Below are 21,432 nucleotides of genomic sequence, written 5' to 3' on the forward strand. Positions count from 1 at the left end.
GCGGGATTTTTTATTTTTGCTTACTATTAAAAATATAATAATGAAATTTTTAAGTTATATAGTATCATCAATATTTGCCTTAGCGTTTTTTTCACTGCTACTAATATTTCATCCTTTACAGTGGTTGGGCTTAAAATTATTTGGTCAAAATGGGCACCAATATGTCGTAAATATTATGAATTGGTTTTTAATTAAATCATTATTAATCTTAGGAATTCGTGTTCAAGTAGAAAATGAACAAGATTTACCTGAAGATACTACGTTAATATTTGTGTCAAACCATCAGAGTACTTTTGATATCTCACCAATTATTTGGCATTTTAGAAAACATAATCCCAAATTTGTATCTAAAAAAGAACTCGCAAAAGGAATACCAAGTATTTCTTTTAATTTAAGACATGGTGGAGCTGCTTTAATAGATAGAAAAGATGCAAGACAGGCATTAACAGAATTGGCAAGTTTTTCTAAAAAAATAAAAAAGAATAAATGGTCTGCCGCTATTTTTCCGGAAGGAACAAGGAGTAGAACAGGAAAACCTAAGTCATTTTCAATAAATGGCTTAAAAATGATAGCTAAATACAATCCAGAGGCATATGTTGTCCCGTTAACAATTAATAACTCTTGGAAGGTGTTTAAGTACGGGAAATTTCCATTAGGGTTAGGTAGTCCAATAAAAATAAAAACACACGCACCAATAAAAGTGGATAGTTTACCGTTTAATGAGTTGATTACTAGCGTAGAAAAAACCGTTAAAGAATCAATTTTATAATTATTTATAAAATATAATTAATAGATTATGTCAATACAAAATATCCGAAAGGAAGTTATGAAAACTCTCGAAAAGAATATCGATAGTTTCGTAGATAAATTTTTAATACCAGCTGAGAAGATTTGGCAACCAACTGATTTTTTACCAAATTCGCAAAAAGATAGTTTTATATCAGAAGTTGAAGAAATTAGAGAATTATCTAAAGAATTAGATGATGATTTTTGGGTAGTATTAGTAGGTGATACAATTACCGAGGAAGCTTTACCTACTTATGAATCGTGGTTGTTAGATTTAGATGGAATTACCCAGCAACCTGATAATGGTTGGGCAAAATGGATTCGTGCTTGGACAGCAGAAGAAAACCGTCATGGAGATGTATTAAATAAGTATTTATACCTTTCAGGTAGGGTAAATATGCGTGAAGTAGAAATATCGACACAGCATTTGATTGCTGATGGTTTTGATATAGGTACGGCAACTGATCCTTATAAAAACTTTATTTACACAAGTTTTCAGGAGTTAGCAACTTATATTTCACATAACAATGTAGCCAAAATTGCTAAAAAGAAGGGGCATAAAGCGTTAGCTAAAATGTCTAAAATAATTGCTGGAGATGAAATGCGTCACCATATCGCTTATGCCGATTTTGTAAAGGAAATTTTTAAAATCGACCCTAGTGAAATGATGTTAGCTTTTCAACATATGATGAAGCATAAAATAGTAATGCCAGCGATGCATTTAAGAGAGTCTTTTGCTACTAAAGGTAGTTTGTTTGATGATTTTTCAGCAGTAGCGCAAAGAGTAGGTGTGTATACAGGTTTTGATTATGTAGATATTTTAAGGAAACTAAATACTACATGGGAAATTGATAAAATAACAGGTTTAACGCCAGAAGCAGAGAAAGCACGTGATTATTTAATGAAGTTGCCAGATAGAATGTATAGAATTACAGAACGCATTGTTGTTCCTGATACAAAATTTGAATTTAAATGGATGATTCCATCATAATTATATAATTAAGTAGCGTCATTACGAATTAAAATAAGGGATCTTTATTCAGGTTTTTCATTATCTATCGTAATGACGTTATTTTTTATTGAAAAGTAAAAAGATCTTTATCGTTTAAAAAACCAAATTTACTACGAACCTTATTTTGTTTTTCTTTATTTAATTCAATAGTTAAAGAGATTTCTTTTCCATTATCGTTTTTCCCTAAACAGTTTCCTAATATGTCGTATGCAACAGAATTTCCGTTGTATTCATAACCATTCGCATCAGTTCCAACTCTATTTACACCGATTGTGTAAGCCATGTTTTCTATAGCACGAGCTTTTAATAGCGTATTCCACGCATTAATTCTTGGTGTAGGCCAACTAGCTACATATAGTAGTAGATCGTAATGATCGGTGTTTCTGGCCCAGGCAGGGAAACGTAAATCATAACAAATTAAAGGGGAAATTTTCCATCCTTTGTAATTAATTAAAATGTGTTTATTACCCGGTGAAAATGTTTTATGTTCATTAGCGAGCGTAAATAAATGTTTTTTGTCATAAAAGTCAATTTTGCCGCATGGATGTACAAAGAGTAATCGATTAAAGTAGTTACCATTTTCTGTAATAATGATACTTCCTGTAATTGCACTTTCTTTTTGCGAAGCTAATTGTTGCATCCAAACTATAGTTTTACCCTCCATTGTTTCAGCTAAATTACTTGCTTGCATGGTAAATCCTGTTGTAAACATTTCAGGTAAAATTATCAAATCAATATTAGAATCAAGTTCATTTATTTTATCTTCAAAATGCTTTCTGTTTTCTGTTGGGTTTTCCCATACTAAATCAGATTGAATAAGTGCTACTTTAAGTTTATTACTGGTTTTCATAATTAAAGAAATGAAATTGTTATTCATATCAAAAATAAGATAAAATTTGTATTTTGGGTTAATTAAAACATAGTTATGAACTCGTTTATCTCTGAGACTTTAGATACTATTTTACAAACAACGAAAACATTTGAAAATGTTGTGTTTATCCTACCATCTCAAAGAGCAGGGGTGTTTGTGAAACAAGAATTTAAAAATAAAATTTTAGCAGGTTTTTTACCTCAGGTTCTTAATATTGGAGATTTTGTTGAAGAAATTTCAGGAATTAATAAAGCAGATGCAGTACAGTTGTTATTCCATTTTTATACGATATATAAAGAAGTTGAAGAGAAACCAGATACGTTTGATGTGTTTTCTTCATGGGCTTTTACTGTTTTACAAGATTTTAATGAAATAGATCAGCATTTAATTAATCCGAGAGATATTTTTGTGTACTTACGAGATATTCATCGTTTACAAAAATGGTCGGTAAAAGGGGAGTTTAAAGAAACTGAATTAATGAAAGATCATTTCTCTTTTGTGGAGAAGTTAGAACAGTTTTATACAGCTTTCTATCAATTTTTGATTAAAAATAAAATAGGATATCAAGGAGTTTTATATCGGGAAGCAATTAAAAAAGTTGAAGACTTTATCAGTAGAAATAAAACAAAAAAATATTATTTTATAGGATTCAATGCTTTAAATACAGCTGAAGAATTATTGTTTCAAGAGTTTTTATCAGCAGGAAATACAGAAGTTTATTGGGATATTGAGAAGACATTTTATGAAGCTAATCATCAAGCTGGTAGTTTTCTTAGAAAATATAAAAAACATTGGAAATATTATGAAAAAAATTCAATACAAACGATAAAAGAATATTTTTCTGAACCTAAAAATATTCAGGTAATAGGAGCATCAAAAAATATCACACAAATAAAATATGCTGGTGAAATTTTATCAAAATTACCGAATCAAAATAATACAGCATTGGTGCTTGCAGATGAAACATTGTTACCTATAACACTGAATTCATTACCAAAAAATGTAGAAGCAATAAATATTACTATGGGATATCCATTAAAAGATATTCCTACAACGAGTTTAGTACTGGCTATTTTTCAGCTATTTAATAATCAAGAAAAGTTAAAAAAACAAAAAGTAAACCAGTTTTACCATAAAGATGTTGTTCGGTTCTTAAAAGATGCATCTATATATAGATTACTGCAAATAGATGCTATTAATAATGTAGCAGAGACTATTTCAAAAGTTATTGTTAAAGAAAATAATACATTTATTAGTCAAGAATATATTAATGTGTTTATTTCTCCTTTAGAAGCAGGATTAAAAGATACTATTAACGCTATTTTTAACCCGTTTTCTACGATAGCTGAATTTTTATCGAGAATACTACAGTTAATTGATGTTTTAAAAGATAATGCAAACGATTTAGAAAAGGAGTATTTATTTCGTTTTTATACAGCGTTTACACAATTACAAAACTTACATATTGAGTTTAATTATGTACAGGATTTAAAAACATTACATCAATTTTTTAGACAGTTAATACAATCTGAAAGTTTATCGTTTCAGGGAGAACCATTACAAGGTTTACAGTTAATGGGAGTATTAGAAACACGTATGTTAGATTTTGAAAACGTAATTATAACATCGGTAAATGAAGGAGTATTACCAGCAAGTAGCCAACAAAATACTTTTATTCCGTTTGATGTAAAAATAGTTTTTGGTTTACCTACTTATAAAGAAAAAGATGCGCTTTTTTCTTATCATTTTTTTAGGTTGTTACAAAGAGCTAAAAACATTTTTATCTTATATAATACAGAGCATGATGTTTTCGGGAGCGGAGAAAAAAGTCGTTTTGTTACACAGTTAGAAATGATGCGAAATGATATTACTGAAAAAATAATTAGTCCGAAAGTAGTAACATCATCAACTAAGTTAAAAGAAATTCAGAAAGGTGAAAAGGTTTTAGAAAGTTTAAAAAGACTAGCTGAAAAAGGAATTTCACCATCGGCGCTAACCAATTATTTATACAACCCAATTGCGTTTTATAAGCAAAAAGTGTTAAAAATAAATGAGTTTGAAAATGTTGAAGAAACGGTAGCGGCAAATACAATGGGTACTGTTGTTCACGATACTTTAGAAGCATTGTATAAACCATTTATCGGAACCTTTTTATTATTTGATGACGTTGTAGAAATGCAAAAAAAGACAAAAGAGTTGGTAACTTTTTATTTTTCCGAGCATTTTAAAAACGGAGATATTACTACAGGAAAAAATAGATTGGTTTTTGAAGTAGCAAATCGTTTCGTCGAAAATTTTTTAGCGAACGAAAAGCAATTGTTAAAAGATGAGAGTAATAAATTAAAAATTATTGGAACAGAACAAAACTTAGCTACTGAAATTACTGTTGATGGAATTGATTTTCCTATAAAAATACACGGACAAGTAGATAGAATAGATGAGTTAAATGGGGTAACTAGAATTATAGATTATAAAACAGGAATGGTTGATGCTAATAAATTAAAAGTGGTTGATTTTACAAGCATTCGAGATTTAAAACATCACAAAGCAATTCAGGTAATGTTGTATGCTTTTTTGTATACTAAAAACAATAGGTTTGATTTTTCTAATAGCTTAGAAGCTGGAATTATTTCATTTAAAAATCTAAAGAATGGGTTTCTAAAAATGAATTTTTCTTCTAATTACCGAACTCCAGATAATGAAGTAACTGAAGAGAAGTTAACTGAGTTTATGGATGAAATAAAAGAGTTTTTAAAAGAGTTATATAATCCTGAAATCGATTTTATTGAACCTGCAGATTTGCCTTACTAATTGATAGCATTGATAATATTTTTCTGATGCCTTAAAGAATAATTAAAAGGCGATAAAGACTAATTTAGATAATCAGAATATAGGTTATATCTGACTAATAATTATTTCTATTATAGAGACGTATGGGATTCTGAAAAGAGATAATAAGTGTAAACCCACCCGAAATACCTCGGGTAGGTTTTGGAAGGGTTATTTATTTGGGTATTCAAATGGATTATTGTTGTTTAATGATTGTCCTGTCATGGTTTCAATAACATCCCAATGCTCTATAATCATTCCGTTATCATCAAATCTAAATATATCAACAACACCTGAAATAGCGTTTTCTTTTGCGTCTAAATCTTCTACTTTGGAATGTATTACCACCATATCACCTTGAGCTATCACTTTTGCAATTGTGGTCTTTGATTGATAGTTAATACCTTTTAAAAATTTTAATAAATCGATTAAGCCTGATTTTTTATCAGTCGCAGTTGGATTATGCTGTATGTAATCATCAGTAACAAAATTTTCAACTGCAGATAAATCTTCCAAATTATCGAAGGTTTTTAAAACTGCAACAGCTCTTTCTTTGTTTTGTGTTAAGTTCTTCTTAGCATTAATATCAGTATCTGGTCCAGCATGCATTGTATTATCATTTTTCACTTCACTTGGTGGAGACTGGTATTGATCCCAATGCTCTACTAACTTACCATTTTCAACACGCCAGATGTCAACATAAATATACTGTTCTGAACCTACTGTCCATAAAGAATGTAATGCCGCATAATCTTTTTCACCGATTACTCTTAAAATTTCTATTTTATTCTTACTATCAGCATTCGCTTGTAGCTCTTCCTTTAAAGGCGCAACTCCATCAGCGTAAGCGGGGGCGTGTTGTATATATGTATTACCAATATATTTATTGAATTTATTCATGTTTTTTTCAACAATAACTTCCTGGTAAAAGCCTCTGGCAATTTCTGCAGAAGTCAGTTCGTTAGAAACATCATCATCATTTTGATTACAACTAGCAAAAAGTAAAATTGTTGCTATTACAAATAAGGGGTTTAAAAAATACTTCATTTTTAAAGTTTTATAAATTAGAGAACAAAGATGAAGTGCGTAAAATCGATAAACATTGAACTAGTACAATAAATTGAAAAGATGCGCTTTTTTAATCCTTAAGTAAATTATTTTACTATTTTTCTTCGAATCTTACTTAAAAACTCGTGAGATATACCTAAATAAGATGCTATTTGGATATTGGTAAGACGCTCAGAAATTTGAGGGTATTTGGTTATAAACTCAAGGTAACGTTGATCTGCAGTAGTGCTAATATTTCTTATCATTCGTTGTTCCAATGCGACATTAGATTTTTGAGTCATGATTCGGAACATTTTTTCAATTTCAGGTATTTCTTGGTAAGCTTTAGTCTTGTTTTCTGTGTTTATGATTAAAACCTCGCTGTCTTCAAGGGCTTGAATGGTAAGTTTGGCAGGAGTTTTGTCTAAAAAACTATTTAAATCTGTTACCCACCAATTTTTTATGGCGAAGTATGAGGTATGTTCATTACCTTTTTCATCAATTGTATATAGTCTAAAGCAACCTTTGATAACAAAGCCTTCGAATTCACATATATCATCTTGCTTTAGTAAATACTCTTTTTTCTTTATTGAAGTTAAACTAAAAAGGTTAAGGAATTTGTTTAAGTTTTTATCTGAGATCTTTACTAGTTTTTTTACGTACTGAGCTAATAAATCCATATGTTTACGGGGGGTATATGATAATTATTGAAAAATATTAATATATTTAATACTAATTGAATGGTCTGCTAAAGTATTATGAGAATGATTTGATATTGAGTTTTTTTAATGATACGAAACAATTTTGCTGATAAGTTATATTAGGATAATTCTCTTCAAATTAAAAATATTTTTCATGTAGTGAAAAATAAAATTTATAGAAAGTATTTATGAAACCTGTTGTTTTTTATTATGTATTCATATAAACAACAAGCCAAGTTTGATTGTTAAAATCATAACGTACTAATTCTTTAAAACCAATAGCTTTATGAGCATTTATTGAACGGATATTTAAGATGTCTATTTCTGTAATTATACAGTCATATTTAGATTTAAAAGTATCTCTCATTTTTGTATATAAACCTCTAAAAATGCCTTTACCTCTATAATTTTTATCAATACAAATCTGTCCCATAATAATATAATTACTATTAGATTTAATAGATGCATCTATTTCAGTAAACATAGGGGCTAGTACTGGAATTTCTTCTCTAAATTTTTTAGACATCGATAAAGCGTATCCAATAACATTACCGTTATGTGTGGCAATACTATGTGAATGAAATTCATGCATGTTTTTTAACATTGCTAAATCGTGTTGAACGGTAACAAAACCCTGCTCTTTTTTATCAATTTCAGTTAAATTAATAGGAGTGTTTTTAGCTTGTAAGGCTAGTATTTGCTCTAACTCTAAAAGGGTTTTAGTTGTTTTAAATTCAATCATCATTTCACATTTTTGTTGAAAGATAACGAATAGCGTAGCATTATAGTATTTTATGGATGTGCATTTACCCAAACTTCACCATCTTCAAAATATTCTTTTTTCCAGACAGGAACAGTTTCTTTTAAGGTATCGATCGCAAATTGACAAGCATCAAAAGCAGCTTTTCTGTGAGGTGAAGAAACTGCAATAATTACAGGAACATCTTTTATTTGTAATAAACCTTCAGCATGATGAATCGCAATTTTTTTAATGCTAAATTTCTCCAAAGCTAAGTCTGCAATTTTTTGCATTTCTTTAATAGCCATTGGTTTGTAAGTAGAAAAATCTAATTGTGTAACGCTTTTATTTTGAGTTGTATCTCTAACTGTACCAACAAAAACGGAAATTCCGCCACAAGCAGCATCCAGTACAAAATCGTAGCATTCTTGTAAGTCTAGTTTTTCAGATGTTACCTTTATGTAGGTTGTATTCATAATTATGATAATAAACTTTAACAAAGATATATATTTGTTAAAGCAAATAGTATAAACGAATTAGATTTAAATAATTATTTTTGTAAATAACATAAACAAACACATCTTTTTAAAAATATATGAAAACATTGAACGATTTTAATTTCGAAAACAAAAAAGCATTAATTCGTGTAGATTTTAATGTGCCTTTAAATGATAAATTTGAAGTAACAGACACAACAAGAATTCAAGCAGCAAAATCAACAATTATAAAAGTTTTAGAAGATGGAGGTAGTTGTGTGTTAATGTCACATTTAGGGAGACCTAAAGGAAAAGAAGATCAGTTTTCATTACGACATATTATTGCAAAAGTATCCGATGTAATTGGAGTACAAGTTAAGTTTGTTGATGATTGTATTGGAAATGAAGCTACAGAAGCAGTTGCTAATTTAAAAAGCGGAGAAATTTTATTGCTAGAAAATTTACGTTTTCATTCAGAAGAGAAGGCTGGAGATATTGCTTTTGCAGAACAATTATCTAAATTAGGTGATGTATATGTAAATGATGCTTTTGGTACTGCACACAGAGCGCATGCATCTACAGCAGTTATAGCACAGTTTTTTACAGAAAACAAATGCTTTGGAAACTTATTAGCTACCGAAATAGAAAGTATTAATAAAGTTTTAAACGATTCTGAAAAACCAGTAACTGCAATTTTAGGAGGCGCAAAGGTATCGTCTAAAATTGGAGTGATAGAAAATATTATAGAAAAAGTAGATCATATTATCGTTGGAGGAGGAATGACCTTTACTTTTATAAAGGCTTTAGGCGGAACCATCGGAAACTCGTTAGTAGAAGACGATAAACTAGAATTAGCATTGTCAATTTTAAAACTAGCAAAAGAGAAAAATACAGAAATTCATTTACCTGTAGATGCTATTATTGCTGATGCTTTTTCGAATGATGCAAATACGCAAACGGTAGATACTACTAAAATTCCTGATGGATGGATGGGGCTTGACTGCGGACCAGAAACTTCTACGAAATTTGCAGAAGTAATAGCAAAATCTAAAACTATTTTATGGAATGGGCCTTTAGGAGTTTTTGAACTAGAAAACTTTGCAACAGGTACTATTGAACTTGGAAATGCAATTTCTAAAGCAACCGAAAATGGAGCATTCTCTTTAGTTGGAGGAGGAGACTCTGTAGCAGCCGTAAAGCAATTTGGTTTTGGAGATAAGGTAAGTTATGTTTCTACTGGTGGAGGAGCGATGTTAGAAATGTTAGAAGGAAAAACATTGCCGGGAATTGAAGCTGTTTTGAAATAGAACTTTAAAACCTAAATAAAGCTATGGAAAAGTACTGGTTAATTAAAGAAGATGAAAGTCATTTGTTGGTAATAACAGGAGATGCTGTATATACAGGAAATGTTAAAAAGTATATTAAATCGGAATTAATTAATAATCTAGATAAAGGAACAATCCCACAAGATATTTTTAGTATCCCGTTTTCTTATATAAAAAGTATTGAAAATCCAGAAAGTAAAAATGTAATAACGGTATATTATGGTGAAAGTTCAGAAGAAGAAATAAGTATAAATAATTTAGAGATAAAAAAAGAATTTTTCAATAATTTAAAAGACCGTCTCCCTAAGTTTATATATAATAAAAATGAACCATCAATAATAAAACATTCTAAACCTCAGTTGTTTGCAATTTTAATTGTTACAGGGTTATTTGTTTGGACTTTTTATCTAGCTAATGAAATAGCAAAAGGTTTTGAATATGAAGTTGTTGGAGGAAGACAGGGGATAACTGGTTTAATACTAGGGCTAGCTCAGTTCGGAACAACTAAAGTAATATTTGGGTATCTAGCAATTATATCAATTGCTTTGTTTACTTTAATTAAAAGACTAAAAAATAGGGTTCCAGTTGAATATTTAATACGAAACTAATGTTTTAATTTAGATTAAAATGAAATACACGAAATTACCAAATACAGACATAAAGGTTTCTAAAATATGTTTAGGAACAATGACATGGGGAAATCAGAATACAGAGGCTGATGGACATAAGCAAATGGATTATGCTTTAGAGCAAGGTGTAAATTTTTGGGATACAGCTGAATTGTATTCAGTTCCTGCAACACCAGAAACATACGGAGCAACAGAGAAAATTATAGGTTCTTGGTTTAAAAAAACAGGAAATCGTGATAAAGTTGTATTAGCAAGTAAAATAGCTGGAGGCGGAGATTATACAAAACATATTCGTACTGGTGGGTTTACAAAGCAAAATATTATAGATGCGGTTGAAGGAAGTTTAAGTCGCTTACAAACCGATTATATTGATTTGTATCAATTGCATTGGCCGTCTCGTGGAGTAAATTGTTTTGGTGTGCGTGATTATCCGTATCAAACAGCAACTAAAGAAGCTGAAAATCATTTAGAGATTTTAGAAACAATGAATCAATTAGTAAAACAAGGAAAGATAAAACACGTTGGCTTATCTAACGAAACTCCTTGGGGAACTATGAAATATCTGCAAACCGCTAAACAACATAATTTGCCAGTAATGAGTACTATTCAAAATTCATATTCTTTAATTCATAGAGGATATGAAGTAGGAATGAGTGAGGTTTCTATGAGGGAAAATATTGGATTACTAGCGTATTCACCATTAGCACAAGGTGTTTTATCAGGGAAATATTTAAACGGAAAAGCACCTGAAGGAGCACGTGGAACTTTGTTTCCAAGGTTTATAGCTCGTTATATGTCTGAAAGTTCTTTAAAAGCTGTAACTGAATATCTGAAAATAGCAGAAAAACATGGGTTAACATTGGCTGAATTATCATTAGCCTATATTAATCAGTTGCCATTTGTAACTAGTAATATTATTGGAGCAACAAAAATGAGTCAGTTAAAAGAGAATATTAACTCTATTAATATTGATTTATCAGATGAAATTTTAAAGGAAATAGAAGCAGTGCATAGTTTGATTCCGAATCCTGCACCATAGTATTTATTCTTTTTTAAAAAGAAGTTTATAAAAATCAAAAGCCTCGAAGAAATTCAAGGCTTTTTTTAGTTCTGAATATTTAAATTATTCAAGTAGATTTTTATTTATAATGAAATAGTTAATCTAATAACCAATTTTTCCACGAACTCTTTGTAAAACATCTGTAGCTACAGTACGTGCTTTTTCAGCACCAACGGCTAAGGCTTCATCTATTTCATGACGGTTTTCCATATAATGGTTGTATTTGGCACGAACATCAGTGAATTTTTCAAGAATAAGTTCATATAAAGCTTGTTTTGCATGACCATATCCGTAATTTCCGCCTTCATAATTAGTTCTCATTTCTAAAATTTGCTCATCAGAAGCTAATAATTTGTAAAGAGCAAATACATTATCAGTATCAGGATTTTTAGGATCTTCAAGACCTAAACTATCCGTTTGAATACCCATAATTTGTTTTCTTAACTTTTTTTCAGGTAAAAAAATATCAATAAAATTGTTTCTTGATTTACTCATTTTTTCTCCATCAGTACCTGGAACTAACTTTGTGTTTTCGTTAATTTTTGCTTGAGGTAAAATTAAAGTATCTCCAATAATATTGTTCATTCTACTAGCAACATCACGGGTCATTTCAAGATGTTGTAATTGATCTTTTCCTACAGGAACAATTTCGGCGTCATATAATAAAATATCGGCTGCCATTAACATTGGATATGTAAATAACCCAGAGTTCACATCAGCTAAACGATCAGACTTATCTTTAAAACCATGTGCGAGTGTTAAACGTTGATATGGAAAGTAACAGCTTAAATACCAGCTTAATTCTGCTACTTGAGGAATATCACTTTGACGGTAAAAAACAGTTTTATTAATATCAATTCCACATGCAAGCCAAGTAGCAGCAACACTATAGGTGTTTTCTCTTAGTTTATTACCATCTTTAATTTGTGTTAAAGAATGCATATCGGCAATAAAAATAAAAGCTTCATTTTTAGAGTCATTAGCCATCTCAATAGCAGGTAAAATAGCTCCTAATAAATTACCTAAGTGTGGAGTTCCTGTACTTTGTACTCCTGTTAATATTCTAGACATATATCTGTTTTGAAAAATTATGTAAGCGATGCTTACTACTACTTAATTGTAGCAAAAATAAGCTTAAAATTGTTCAAACAAAAGAAATTACTACATTCGCATTTATGAAATATTTACTTTTCCCTTTTCGATTAATTTGGAGAATTTGGTTCTACTTGCTCATGATTATTTCAGTAATAGCAATGTCTCCTTTTATATTGGTGCTATTATCTGATGAAAAGTATTACGGTACTTTCTGGAAATTAATGAGAGTATGGGCTTTTTTCTTAATCTATGCAATGGGTTTTAGATTAAAATTTGAAAGAGAGCAAGAACTTGATCCTGAAAAAAGTTATGTATTTATAGCAAATCATGCTTCTTTATTAGACCCTTGGATGATGATTGCATCAAGTAAAAACCCTATTCTATTTGTGGGAAAAAAAGAATTAGTAAAATTACCGTTGTTTGGTTTTTTTTATAAGAAAGCTGTTATTATGGTTGATAGGAAAGACCCTAAGAGTAGAAGAAGAGTGTACACTCGTATCAAAAAACGATTAGACGAAGGTTTAAGTATTGCTATTTTTCCAGAAGGATTAGTACCTAATGAAAATGTAGTTTTAGCACCTTTTAATAATGGAGCTTTTAGCTTATCTATACAATACCAAATGCCAATTGTACCACAATTATACTTTGATGGAAAACGATTGTTTTCTTGGGATTTTTTTAAAGGTCACCCAGGAGTATTTAGGATTAAACAACGTAAATTTATTGAAACAGATAATTTAACAATGGACGATAAAAATGCGTTAAAAAAACAAGCTTTTGATTTGTTATACAATGAATTACTGAATGATAAGTTGTATATTAAAGACACAAACAGACCAAATAATGAGCGAGAATTTAAATCACCGTTATAGTAATACCGAAGAGAAATTAAATATTCTAACTCACGGGTTTGGATTATTATTAGCTATAATCGCGCTACCTTTTTTAATTTTAAAATCGTTAACGTATCTAGAGCTTTGGCAAACGATTAGTTTTATTATTTACTCTTTAAGCTTAATTGTTTTATATGCAGCATCAACTTTTTATCATGCCGCCAAAAAACCTAAATTAAGAAGAAAACTTAATATTTTTGATCATGCCGCTATATATGTTCTAATAGCAGGAAGTTATACTCCGTTTTGTTTAGTGGTATTACCAGAGCAAACAGGATGGTATATGTTTGTTTTTGTTTGGTTGTTTGCATTAGCAGGAGTTATCCTAAAATTATTTTTTACAGGAAGGTTTGATAAATTATCAACAGCTTTGTATTTAATAATGGGATGGCAAGTTGTTTTTTTAATAAAACCATTAATGAGTAACCTGTCGTATGATGGCTTATTTTATTTAATGGCTGGTGGCGTTTTTTATACTGTGGGAGCTATTTTGTACTCGATAAAAAAAATACCGTACAACCACGCTATCTTTCATGTTTTTGTGCTTTTAGGGAGTTTTAGTCACTTTTGGGCAATATATAAATATGTGTAGTTTTACCATTTAGAAAAAGGAAGTTTACTTAGGTTAGAATTATAGTATTTAACAATTCCGGTAACCTCTTTACCTAACCAATTAGGTGTTGTGAAATTTTCATTCTCATCTTCCAATTCTATTTCAGCTACAACTAAGCCAATATTCTCTCCTATAAATTCATCAACTTCAAAAGTGTGATTATTTTCTTTTATTAGATATCTATATTTCTCAATAATTCCTTCTTCACATAAATTAAATAAATCTTTTGCTTCTTTTAATTCAATTTCTTTTTCCCATTCGAACCTCGTTGTTCCACTTTTATTTGAAGCACCTTTAATTGTAAGAAAACCAGTGTCATCTTTTATTCGAACCCTTACAACACGTTCTTTTTTAGAATTTAGGAAACCTTGTTTTATGTAACTTTTTTTATAAGCTACTTGTTTGTAGTCAGTAGAATTTACTAGGAATTTTCGTTCTATTTCAAAAGTCATAAGAAGTTGTATCAAATTTTTACGAATGTATCATTTTTGTTGTTATTATTAAATATCTTTGGAGCTAATAAATATTTAAAAACTTAATTTAATGGCATTAATTACAACAAAAGCAATTGTTATTAGTGTTCTTAAATATGGTGATACAAGTTTAATTGTAAAATGTTTTACTTTAGAAGACGGTATTCGCTCTTATATGATAAGAGGTGTATTAAAATCAAGAAAAGGAAAATTAAAAGCAGCCTATTTTCAACCACTAACACAGTTGGTTATTGAGGCAAAGCATAACAATAAAAACTCACTAAACTCTATCAGAGAAGCACATGTTATTCATCCATATGAAAATATTTATAGCTCGATTGTAAAACAGTCAATTGTATTATTCTTATCGGAAATACTTTCAAGTATTATAAAAGAAGAAGAAAAAAATGAGGTGTTATATGAATATATTGAAACAGGTTTAATCTGGTTAGATACTCATGATAATATTGCTAATTTTCATTTGCTTTTTTTATTAAATTTATCTAAGTTTTTAGGTTTTTATCCAGATGTATCAGAATCTTATAAAACAGCTTTTAATTTATTAGAAGGAAGATTTATGGATGCTGAGTATGAGAAACTGTCGGTAACAGGGAATAAATTAATTTTATTTAAGAAGTTGTTAGGCATAAATTTTGATGTGTTAGATTCAGTTTCGTACAATAAAAACGAAAGACAAGTAATTCTTAGAGTTATAATTCGATATTTTGAATTACATTTGGAGGGCTTTAGAAAGCCAAAATCATTAGATATTTTAGAAACCGTGTTTAGTTGATATATGAAGCAAATTGTAACTGCATTTTTTTTACTGATAATTACTACTGTTTTTTCACAAAATCTTACCATAATTGATGCTGAAACAGGCAAGTTAATTGAAGGAGTTGCTGTGTATAATAAAAATAAAACAGCATCAGCAATAAGTAATATTGATGGACTAGTAAATGCTTCTAGTTTTAAGAGTCATGAAATACTTGTTTTTTCACATGTTGCTTATGCTGAATTTCAAGAAAAAAAAATAAACTTAAAGCAAAATAATTATGAAATCTTCTTATCTAAACATTCTGAACAATTAGATGAGGTTGTTGTTTCTGTTTTTAAAAACAAAGAGAAAACGAATAGAATTGCAGAACAAATAGCTGTAGTTTCATTAAGAGATATTCAAAAAGTATCACCACAAACTTCTGCTGATTTATTAGCAAGTATTCCTGGAATAAAAGTGCAAAAATCACAGTTTGGAGGAGGAAGTCCTGTACTTAGAGGAATGGAAAGTAATCGTGTTTTACTAGTGGTTGATGGTGTTAGAATGAATAATGCAATTTATAGAAAAGGACATTTACAAAGTTCAATAACTGTTAGTCCCAATTTACTTGAAAGAACAGAAGTTATTTTTGGACCGTCATCAGTTATTTATGGTTCTGATGCTCTTGGAGGAGTGATTCATTATTATACAAAGACACCAAAATTATCAGATAAGAATAGAATTAAAGGAAGTAGTTTTTTACGCTACAGTTCTGTAAACAACGAAATAACTAATACTGTTTCTGCTGAGCTTCAATTTAAAAAATGGGCATCGTTTACAAGTGTGTCTCATAGTAATTTTGGAGATTTAAAGATGGGGGAAAATAGATCTCATGGTTTTAAAGATTGGGGTAAAGTATTTTCTTATTCCGATAATTTAAATGGAAATTATAGTGAGAATCCATTAGCAAACAAGGATGTTAATTTACAGAGAAATACGGGGTTTAGTCAAACAGATGTTCTTCAAAAATTATTTATTCCATTATCAAAAAGAACAGATTTAAAGTTTAATATTCAATATTCAACATCATCTGATGTACCTCGTTTTGATAAGTTAATGGAATTGAAGTCAGGAAGTTTAAAGTTTGCTGAATGGTATTATGGGCCACAAAATCGATTCTTAATTTCATCTCAATTAGAAATAAACCCAAATAAAAAGTGGTTAAAAGAAGGAGTTTTTACAGTGGCATATCAAAATGTTTCAGAAAGCCGTATTCAAAGAAAATTTGGAAGCTTAGAAAGGTCTCATAGAGAGGAAACAGTAGATGTGTATAGTATAAATGGTGATTTTACGGTGCCCTTAGCAAGAAAGCGCAATTTAGGATACGGTTTTGAAGTTGCTTATAATGATGTGAAATCGAATTCTTATGGTAAAACATTAAGAGTGAAAAATAATGAAGTTGTTGGGTATGATGATGATTTTACAGTTCAGTCTCGATATCCTGATGGAGGAAGTAGTTATTTTAGTTCAGCAATGTATTTAGATTATAGACAGGATATATCTTCTAATTCAACCTTAAATACAGGGATTCGATTAACCAATACGCAATTAGAAGCCAAATGGATTGATGAAACTTTTATAGAGTTGCCTAGTAATGATATAGATTTAAACAATATTGCTGTAACAGCAACTATTGGTTATGTTTACAAACCTGTTAAGAACTTGCAATTAAATGCAGTGTTATCATCAGGGTTTCGATCACCAAATATTGATGATGTAGGTAAAGTTAGAGAAAAAAATGGTAAGGTAACAGTACCAAATATTACTTTAAAACCAGAACATGCTTATAACGCAGAAATAGGAGTGCAAAAATATTTTAATAATCGAAAATTTAGAGTAGGTGCCAATGTATATTACACGCTATTAAATAATTATATTTATCGTGAAGCTTTTCAGTTAAACGGAGATAATACTGTTACTTATGATGGAGAGGAAGGAGATATTGTGGCAAATGTAAATAAAGGCAGGGCATATATTACAGGAGCAACAATTAGCTACCAAGGTAAATTATTAAAAAACTGGAGTACTTCAGGTTTTTTAACCTATACAAAAGGAAAAGCGTATGATACAAATTTACCAATGTCTTCTATTCCTCCTTTATTTGGACGTTTTGAGCTAAATTATTCAAACAAAAAATTTGAAGGTGGAGCGAATTTAGTATTTAATGCTAAAAAAAATATTACAGATTATAATTTAGATGAGGGTATAGATAATCATACTCAAACACCAATTGTAAACGAGAATGCATCAGAAGATGTTGATAAATATTTTGGTACACCAAGTTGGGTAACTGTTGGCCTATTTGTTAAATACACTGTAAATCCTAATGTTTCAATACAAACACAGTTTGCTAATTTATTTGATAAGCATTATAAAGAATTTGCCTCTGGAGTTTCAGCTCCAGGGCGTAATATTTCAGTATCATTAGTAACCAATTTTTAGAAAAAAAAGACATGATTAATATCTTTAAAATAGTAAGTTTATTAGAAGGAGTTTCTTATTTGTTATTACTTTTTATAGCAACACCTATTAAGTATTTACAAGGTAATCCAGAATATGTGAAAATGTTAGGAATGCCTCACGGATTATTATTTGTAGCCTACATAATTATTGCAATTATGTTAAAGTTTGAATTGAACTGGAGTGGTAAAACCTTCGGAATTGTTTGTCTATTATCTATTCTTCCTTTCGGAACTTTCTTTGTTGGAAAGTATTTAAAAGAATAATGTAATTACAAGAAGAAAAGACGAAGTAATTATTCATTTTTTTGCTACGATTAGATGACTTTTCTAGTTTTTATATTAGCTCCGTTGCCCTTCTCTATATATTAGGAGTAGAAATTAATTAACAAAACTTAATTTTTTAAAAAATAAAAAAAGTAATTTTAGTAATAATGTTTGCTACGAGTAATTTAGTGAATGCAGGTAATAACCTTAAAGAATCTGAAGAAATAAGTTGTTTTACACATGCTTTTGAAGCTGTGGAAGCTGTTGAAAGCCTGGGTGATAGGGGGTATCGAATGAAGATTTTAATAATGTTTTTAGGTATATGTTCAGTAAATGTCTTGATGCTACATTCTAGAAAGTAAATATTGAGCTGATCATTTGGTCAGTTCATTCTTTTAAAAACAGAAAAAATGAACAAAAGAAAGTTGATATTAATATCTTTATTAATGTTTTTTAAATTATCTTTTTCACAGGTTAATAGTGGGAAAGTTATATATATAGCTAGTTTAGATAAGAGCAAATTTTTAAAAAAGAAAACATCAAATCGGTTGTTAGGAAATTTTTTAAAAAAACTTAAAAAAGAGTCGAATATTTTTTATGTATTGACTTTTAATAATAAAAAAGCATTATTTAAGAAAGATGATGTTCTTGAAAAGGAAAATAGTGGTAACCCATTAACCGCTATTTTCACAGGAAGTGGAATATATTACTATGATATTCATTTAAATGAATCTTTAATTCAAAAAGAATCTTTAGGAGAAAATTTTATTATAGATAATGATGTTAAGTATGAATGGAAATATACACAAGAAACAAAGAAGATAGGAGACTATTTATGTTATAAAGCTAAAACCATAAAGAGGACAATAGGTAGAAAAGGAAATTTGGTAGAAAAAGATATAGTAGCATGGTATACTTTAGACATACCAATAAAATTTGGAATAAAAGATTACCAAGGCTTACCCGGAGCAACTATACTTCTAGAAGATGGAAAAATAACCTATAGTGCATCGAAAATTATTTTAAATAAAACATATAAAATAACCAAGCCAAATAAAGGTAAAAAAATTACACAGAAACAATTCGATGAATATTTACAGAAAAACTTTAAAAATTTTTAACGGGTTGATATATTATTAGGAGGTAATTATTTCTATTCCTTTATATTAACTTCATCGCTCTTTTTAACATTATTTTTTTGAAAAAAAAATACTTTTGAAGTTTTGATATAAAAATTGATCATTTTTATTACATGCTAGCTAGTGAAAAAGAAGAAGAATGTTTATAAATTGCGTGCATTTCTCTTTTTTAATGTACTTCTCTTATTTATAGAATGATAGTGATAGGTAAGAAGAGATGTGATATTTAAAAAGATAAAAATGATTTATAAAAAAATAATATTACTGTTAACTTTAGCTGTATTTAATATCGCTTTTTCTCAAACTCAGGGTGAAATAGTATATAGAGCTAGTTTAAATAAAGCTAGTTTCGAAAAAAAAGATAAAAAGAATAGGTTTCATCAAAAACTGACAAAAATATTAAAGGATCAAAAAGATAAATATTGTTTATTAGTTTTCAATAATAAAGAGTCTGTTTTTGAAAGAAAGAAAGAAATGATAAATGATAGTGAGAGTAAATTCGATTTTACGTCAACTTATGTTGGTAATGGAGTTTATTATTATAATTTATCAATAAAAGAGTCTTTAATACAAAAAGAAGTTTTAGGTGATAATTTTATTATTGTTAATAGCCCAAAGTACAAATGGAATTTGTCTCAAGAAAGACGAAAAATTGGTGAGTATAATTGTTACAAAGCTACAACTACTAAAAAAATAACAAATATACGAGGGAAAGAATTTAATAAAAATGTTACTGTTTGGTATACTTTAGACGTACCAATAAAATTTGGAATAAAAGATTACCATGGTTTACCTGGGGCTATTATTGCGTTAGAGGAAGAAAAAATAACATACCTTGCTACTAAGGTTGTTTTAAAGTCAGATAAAGTTAATATAATTAAACCTACTAAGGGAAAAAAGATCACTCAGAAACAATTCGATGAATATTTGCTAAAAAACTTTAAAAATATTTAACGTGTTGATATATTGTTAGATAGTAGTTGTTTCTTTCCTTTTATATTAACTCGGTTGCTCTTTTTAACATCATTTTTTTTTTGTGAAAAAAAAATCCTATTTTTGAAATTGTGATATAAAAATTGATCGTTTTTTATTACATGCTAGCTAGTAAAAAGAAGAAGAATGTTTATAAATTGCGCGCATTTCTCTTTTTATTTTTTTAATGTACTGCCTTTATTTATAGAAAGATAGAGGAGGGTAATCAATTAATAATATTTAAATTTTTTTAAAAATGAAAAAAGTAATTTTAATGGTAGCAATGGTATTTGCTACAAGTGGTTTAGTGAATGCAAATTCAAGTGTAGAAAAAATGTCAGTAATAGAAGATGGTGGTGCTAGTGAATGTGCTCAATACGCAAGAGGAGTTATTTTAAAGGCGTCAGAAGAGTACAATATTGATATTTCAAGAGAAAGCAGCCATTTTAGAGTAATGATGGATGCATACCATGCTATTTATTTAGATTGTTATAATAATTAAACCTAAAATACCCAGTAATATTAATTATGTTACTGGGTAATATATATAATATTATGGAGCTAAAAGGAATGTTATTTTTTACGACATTATTTTTTTCAATGACTGTTATGTTTAGTCAAAAAACAGGAACTGTTTTATATAAAGTTGTAGGTAATAATGAGAAAATTAGAAATTATCAATCAAAAAAATTAGAAGCATTTTTTAAATCAACTGCTAGTTTTGAATTAGTATTTAAAGAAGATAAATCACTATATAAAAGAAAGGTTAAGTTTAATAAAGTTGGTGAAAGGGAAAAAATTAATTTTTTTGAGATTGTTGGAGGTGGTGACGGTGTTTTTTATAGTGAAAAAGGAAAAGTTCTTGAATCTGTAAATAAATATGATGAACTTTTTTTAATAGAATACCCACCTATTAAATGGGATATAACTCAAGAGAAGAAGAAAATAGGAAATTACCTTTGTTATAAAGCAATATCGAAAGATAAAACAATAGCATGGTTTACATCTCAAATTCCCTTAAGTATTGGCCCTAAGAAATATAATGGGTTACCAGGATTAATATTGGAAGTGGAAATTGGAAAAATAAGTATTATAGCTTCAAAAATAAAACTTAAAGAAATTTCTAGAGTTGATATAGAAAAGCCCACTAAAGGGGTGTCTATTACTGAAAAAGAATATTTAGATAAATTAAAAAAAATGGCTAAAGAGTTAGGTTTTTAATACTACTT

Annotated in this window: 23 protein-coding genes; 16 read left to right on the forward strand and 7 right to left on the reverse strand. The window is 29.0% G+C overall.

Features of this window, described 5'->3' with window-relative positions; translation table 11 throughout:
* Positions 1 to 40 precede the first annotated feature (40 nt).
* Both H518_RS0115295 and H518_RS0115300 read left to right on the forward strand, forming a co-directional pair.
* The gene (locus tag H518_RS0115295) at positions 41 to 769 is read left to right on the forward strand and encodes a lysophospholipid acyltransferase family protein (RefSeq protein WP_028889881.1); all 729 of its coding nucleotides are present in this window, start codon (positions 41 to 43) and stop codon (positions 767 to 769) included.
* Positions 770 to 796: 27 nt separating this feature from the next.
* Positions 797 to 1,777: an acyl-ACP desaturase gene (locus H518_RS0115300; RefSeq protein ID WP_028889882.1), complete on the forward strand. Its 981-nt coding sequence runs from the start codon at positions 797 to 799 to the stop codon at positions 1,775 to 1,777.
* A gap of 85 nt (positions 1,778 to 1,862) precedes the next feature.
* Here the strand turns inward: H518_RS0115300 and H518_RS0115305 are convergent, their stop codons facing one another.
* Positions 1,863 to 2,675: an amidohydrolase gene (locus H518_RS0115305; RefSeq protein WP_051263802.1), complete on the reverse strand. Its 813-nt coding sequence runs from the start codon at positions 2,673 to 2,675 to the stop codon at positions 1,863 to 1,865.
* Between the two features lie 48 nt (positions 2,676 to 2,723).
* Between H518_RS0115305 and H518_RS0115310 the strand changes: the two genes are divergently transcribed.
* Positions 2,724 to 5,480 (forward strand): PD-(D/E)XK nuclease family protein, encoded by a 2,757-nt coding sequence (locus tag H518_RS0115310; RefSeq protein ID WP_028889884.1) that lies wholly within the window; start codon positions 2,724 to 2,726, stop codon positions 5,478 to 5,480.
* Positions 5,481 to 5,669: 189 nt separating this feature from the next.
* On the opposite strand, the gene H518_RS0115315 is transcribed toward H518_RS0115310, so the two are convergent.
* The 4 genes from H518_RS0115315 to H518_RS0115330 form a co-directional block, all read right to left on the reverse strand.
* Positions 5,670 to 6,545, reverse strand: a complete 876-nt coding sequence (locus H518_RS0115315) for a nuclear transport factor 2 family protein (RefSeq protein WP_051263803.1) — start codon at positions 6,543 to 6,545, stop codon at positions 5,670 to 5,672.
* Positions 6,546 to 6,652: 107 nt separating this feature from the next.
* On the reverse strand, positions 6,653 to 7,225 hold the full coding sequence (locus H518_RS0115320) for a Crp/Fnr family transcriptional regulator (RefSeq protein ID WP_028889886.1): 573 nt from the start codon (positions 7,223 to 7,225) through the stop codon (positions 6,653 to 6,655).
* A 229-nt stretch (positions 7,226 to 7,454) separates the two neighbouring features.
* Entirely contained in the window at positions 7,455 to 7,991 is a 537-nt protein-coding gene (locus H518_RS0115325; protein ID WP_028889887.1) for a GNAT family N-acetyltransferase, read from the reverse strand.
* A 47-nt stretch (positions 7,992 to 8,038) separates the two neighbouring features.
* On the reverse strand, positions 8,039 to 8,461 hold the full coding sequence (locus tag H518_RS0115330; protein ID WP_028889888.1) for a molybdenum cofactor biosynthesis protein MoaE: 423 nt from the start codon (positions 8,459 to 8,461) through the stop codon (positions 8,039 to 8,041).
* Positions 8,462 to 8,580: 119 nt separating this feature from the next.
* Here H518_RS0115330 and H518_RS0115335 point away from each other — a divergent pair, with 119 nt between their 5' ends.
* From H518_RS0115335 to H518_RS0115345, 3 genes are read left to right on the forward strand one after another with little or no spacing between them, the layout of a single operon-like run.
* Positions 8,581 to 9,768 (forward strand): phosphoglycerate kinase, encoded by a 1,188-nt coding sequence (locus tag H518_RS0115335; RefSeq protein ID WP_028889889.1) that lies wholly within the window; start codon positions 8,581 to 8,583, stop codon positions 9,766 to 9,768.
* A 23-nt stretch (positions 9,769 to 9,791) separates the two neighbouring features.
* The gene (locus tag H518_RS0115340; RefSeq protein ID WP_028889890.1) at positions 9,792 to 10,394 is read left to right on the forward strand and encodes a hypothetical protein; all 603 of its coding nucleotides are present in this window, start codon (positions 9,792 to 9,794) and stop codon (positions 10,392 to 10,394) included.
* 19 nt (positions 10,395 to 10,413) lie between these two features.
* Positions 10,414 to 11,454 (forward strand): NADP(H)-dependent aldo-keto reductase, encoded by a 1,041-nt coding sequence (locus tag H518_RS0115345; RefSeq protein ID WP_028889891.1) that lies wholly within the window; start codon positions 10,414 to 10,416, stop codon positions 11,452 to 11,454.
* Between the two features lie 123 nt (positions 11,455 to 11,577).
* Here the strand turns inward: H518_RS0115345 and trpS are convergent, their stop codons facing one another.
* Entirely contained in the window at positions 11,578 to 12,546 is a 969-nt protein-coding gene (trpS, locus tag H518_RS0115350) for a tryptophan--tRNA ligase (RefSeq protein WP_028889892.1), read from the reverse strand.
* Positions 12,547 to 12,650: 104 nt separating this feature from the next.
* On the opposite strand from trpS, the gene H518_RS0115355 reads away from it, so the two are divergent.
* Together H518_RS0115355 and trhA are read left to right on the forward strand one after the other, a co-directional pair.
* Complete coding sequence (locus H518_RS0115355) at positions 12,651 to 13,442, forward strand: lysophospholipid acyltransferase family protein (protein WP_028889893.1); 792 nt, start codon at positions 12,651 to 12,653, stop codon at positions 13,440 to 13,442.
* On the forward strand, positions 13,414 to 14,055 hold the full coding sequence (trhA, locus tag H518_RS0115360) for a PAQR family membrane homeostasis protein TrhA (protein WP_028889894.1): 642 nt from the start codon (positions 13,414 to 13,416) through the stop codon (positions 14,053 to 14,055). Before H518_RS0115355 ends, trhA begins: the two co-directional genes overlap by 29 nt.
* Positions 14,056 to 14,057: 2 nt before the next feature.
* Here trhA and H518_RS0115365 read toward each other — a convergent pair whose 3' ends face one another.
* Positions 14,058 to 14,528 carry a CYTH domain-containing protein gene (locus H518_RS0115365; protein WP_028889895.1) on the reverse strand — a complete coding sequence of 157 codons (471 nt, stop codon included), beginning with the start codon at positions 14,526 to 14,528 and terminating at the stop codon, positions 14,058 to 14,060.
* Positions 14,529 to 14,619: 91 nt separating this feature from the next.
* Between H518_RS0115365 and recO the strand changes: the two genes are divergently transcribed.
* From recO to H518_RS20010, 8 genes are all read left to right on the forward strand, one after another.
* Positions 14,620 to 15,342, forward strand: a complete 723-nt coding sequence (gene recO / locus H518_RS0115370; protein ID WP_028889896.1) for a DNA repair protein RecO — start codon at positions 14,620 to 14,622, stop codon at positions 15,340 to 15,342.
* A 3-nt stretch (positions 15,343 to 15,345) separates the two neighbouring features.
* Complete coding sequence (locus H518_RS0115375; RefSeq protein WP_028889897.1) at positions 15,346 to 17,808, forward strand: TonB-dependent receptor; 2,463 nt, start codon at positions 15,346 to 15,348, stop codon at positions 17,806 to 17,808.
* An 11-nt stretch (positions 17,809 to 17,819) separates the two neighbouring features.
* Positions 17,820 to 18,092 (forward strand): DUF3817 domain-containing protein, encoded by a 273-nt coding sequence (locus tag H518_RS0115380; RefSeq protein WP_028889898.1) that lies wholly within the window; start codon positions 17,820 to 17,822, stop codon positions 18,090 to 18,092.
* Between the two features lie 167 nt (positions 18,093 to 18,259).
* Positions 18,260 to 18,454 carry a hypothetical protein gene (locus tag H518_RS0115385; RefSeq protein ID WP_028889899.1) on the forward strand — a complete coding sequence of 65 codons (195 nt, stop codon included), beginning with the start codon at positions 18,260 to 18,262 and terminating at the stop codon, positions 18,452 to 18,454.
* A 48-nt stretch (positions 18,455 to 18,502) separates the two neighbouring features.
* A complete protein-coding gene (locus H518_RS0115390) occupies positions 18,503 to 19,213 on the forward strand; it encodes a GLPGLI family protein (RefSeq protein WP_028889900.1) in 711 nt (236 codons plus the stop codon).
* Between the two features lie 258 nt (positions 19,214 to 19,471).
* Entirely contained in the window at positions 19,472 to 20,185 is a 714-nt protein-coding gene (locus tag H518_RS20610; protein WP_051263804.1) for a GLPGLI family protein, read from the forward strand.
* Between the two features lie 274 nt (positions 20,186 to 20,459).
* On the forward strand, positions 20,460 to 20,705 hold the full coding sequence (locus H518_RS0115400) for a hypothetical protein (RefSeq protein ID WP_028889901.1): 246 nt from the start codon (positions 20,460 to 20,462) through the stop codon (positions 20,703 to 20,705).
* Between the two features lie 68 nt (positions 20,706 to 20,773).
* Positions 20,774 to 21,424, forward strand: a complete 651-nt coding sequence (locus H518_RS20010; RefSeq protein ID WP_262509226.1) for a GLPGLI family protein — start codon at positions 20,774 to 20,776, stop codon at positions 21,422 to 21,424.
* The last annotated feature ends 8 nt before the right edge of the window (positions 21,425 to 21,432 follow it).

It is taken from the genome of Tenacibaculum ovolyticum DSM 18103, from assembly GCF_000430545.1.
In the GTDB taxonomy this organism is placed as follows: Bacteria; Bacteroidota; Bacteroidia; order Flavobacteriales; family Flavobacteriaceae; genus Polaribacter; species Polaribacter ovolyticus.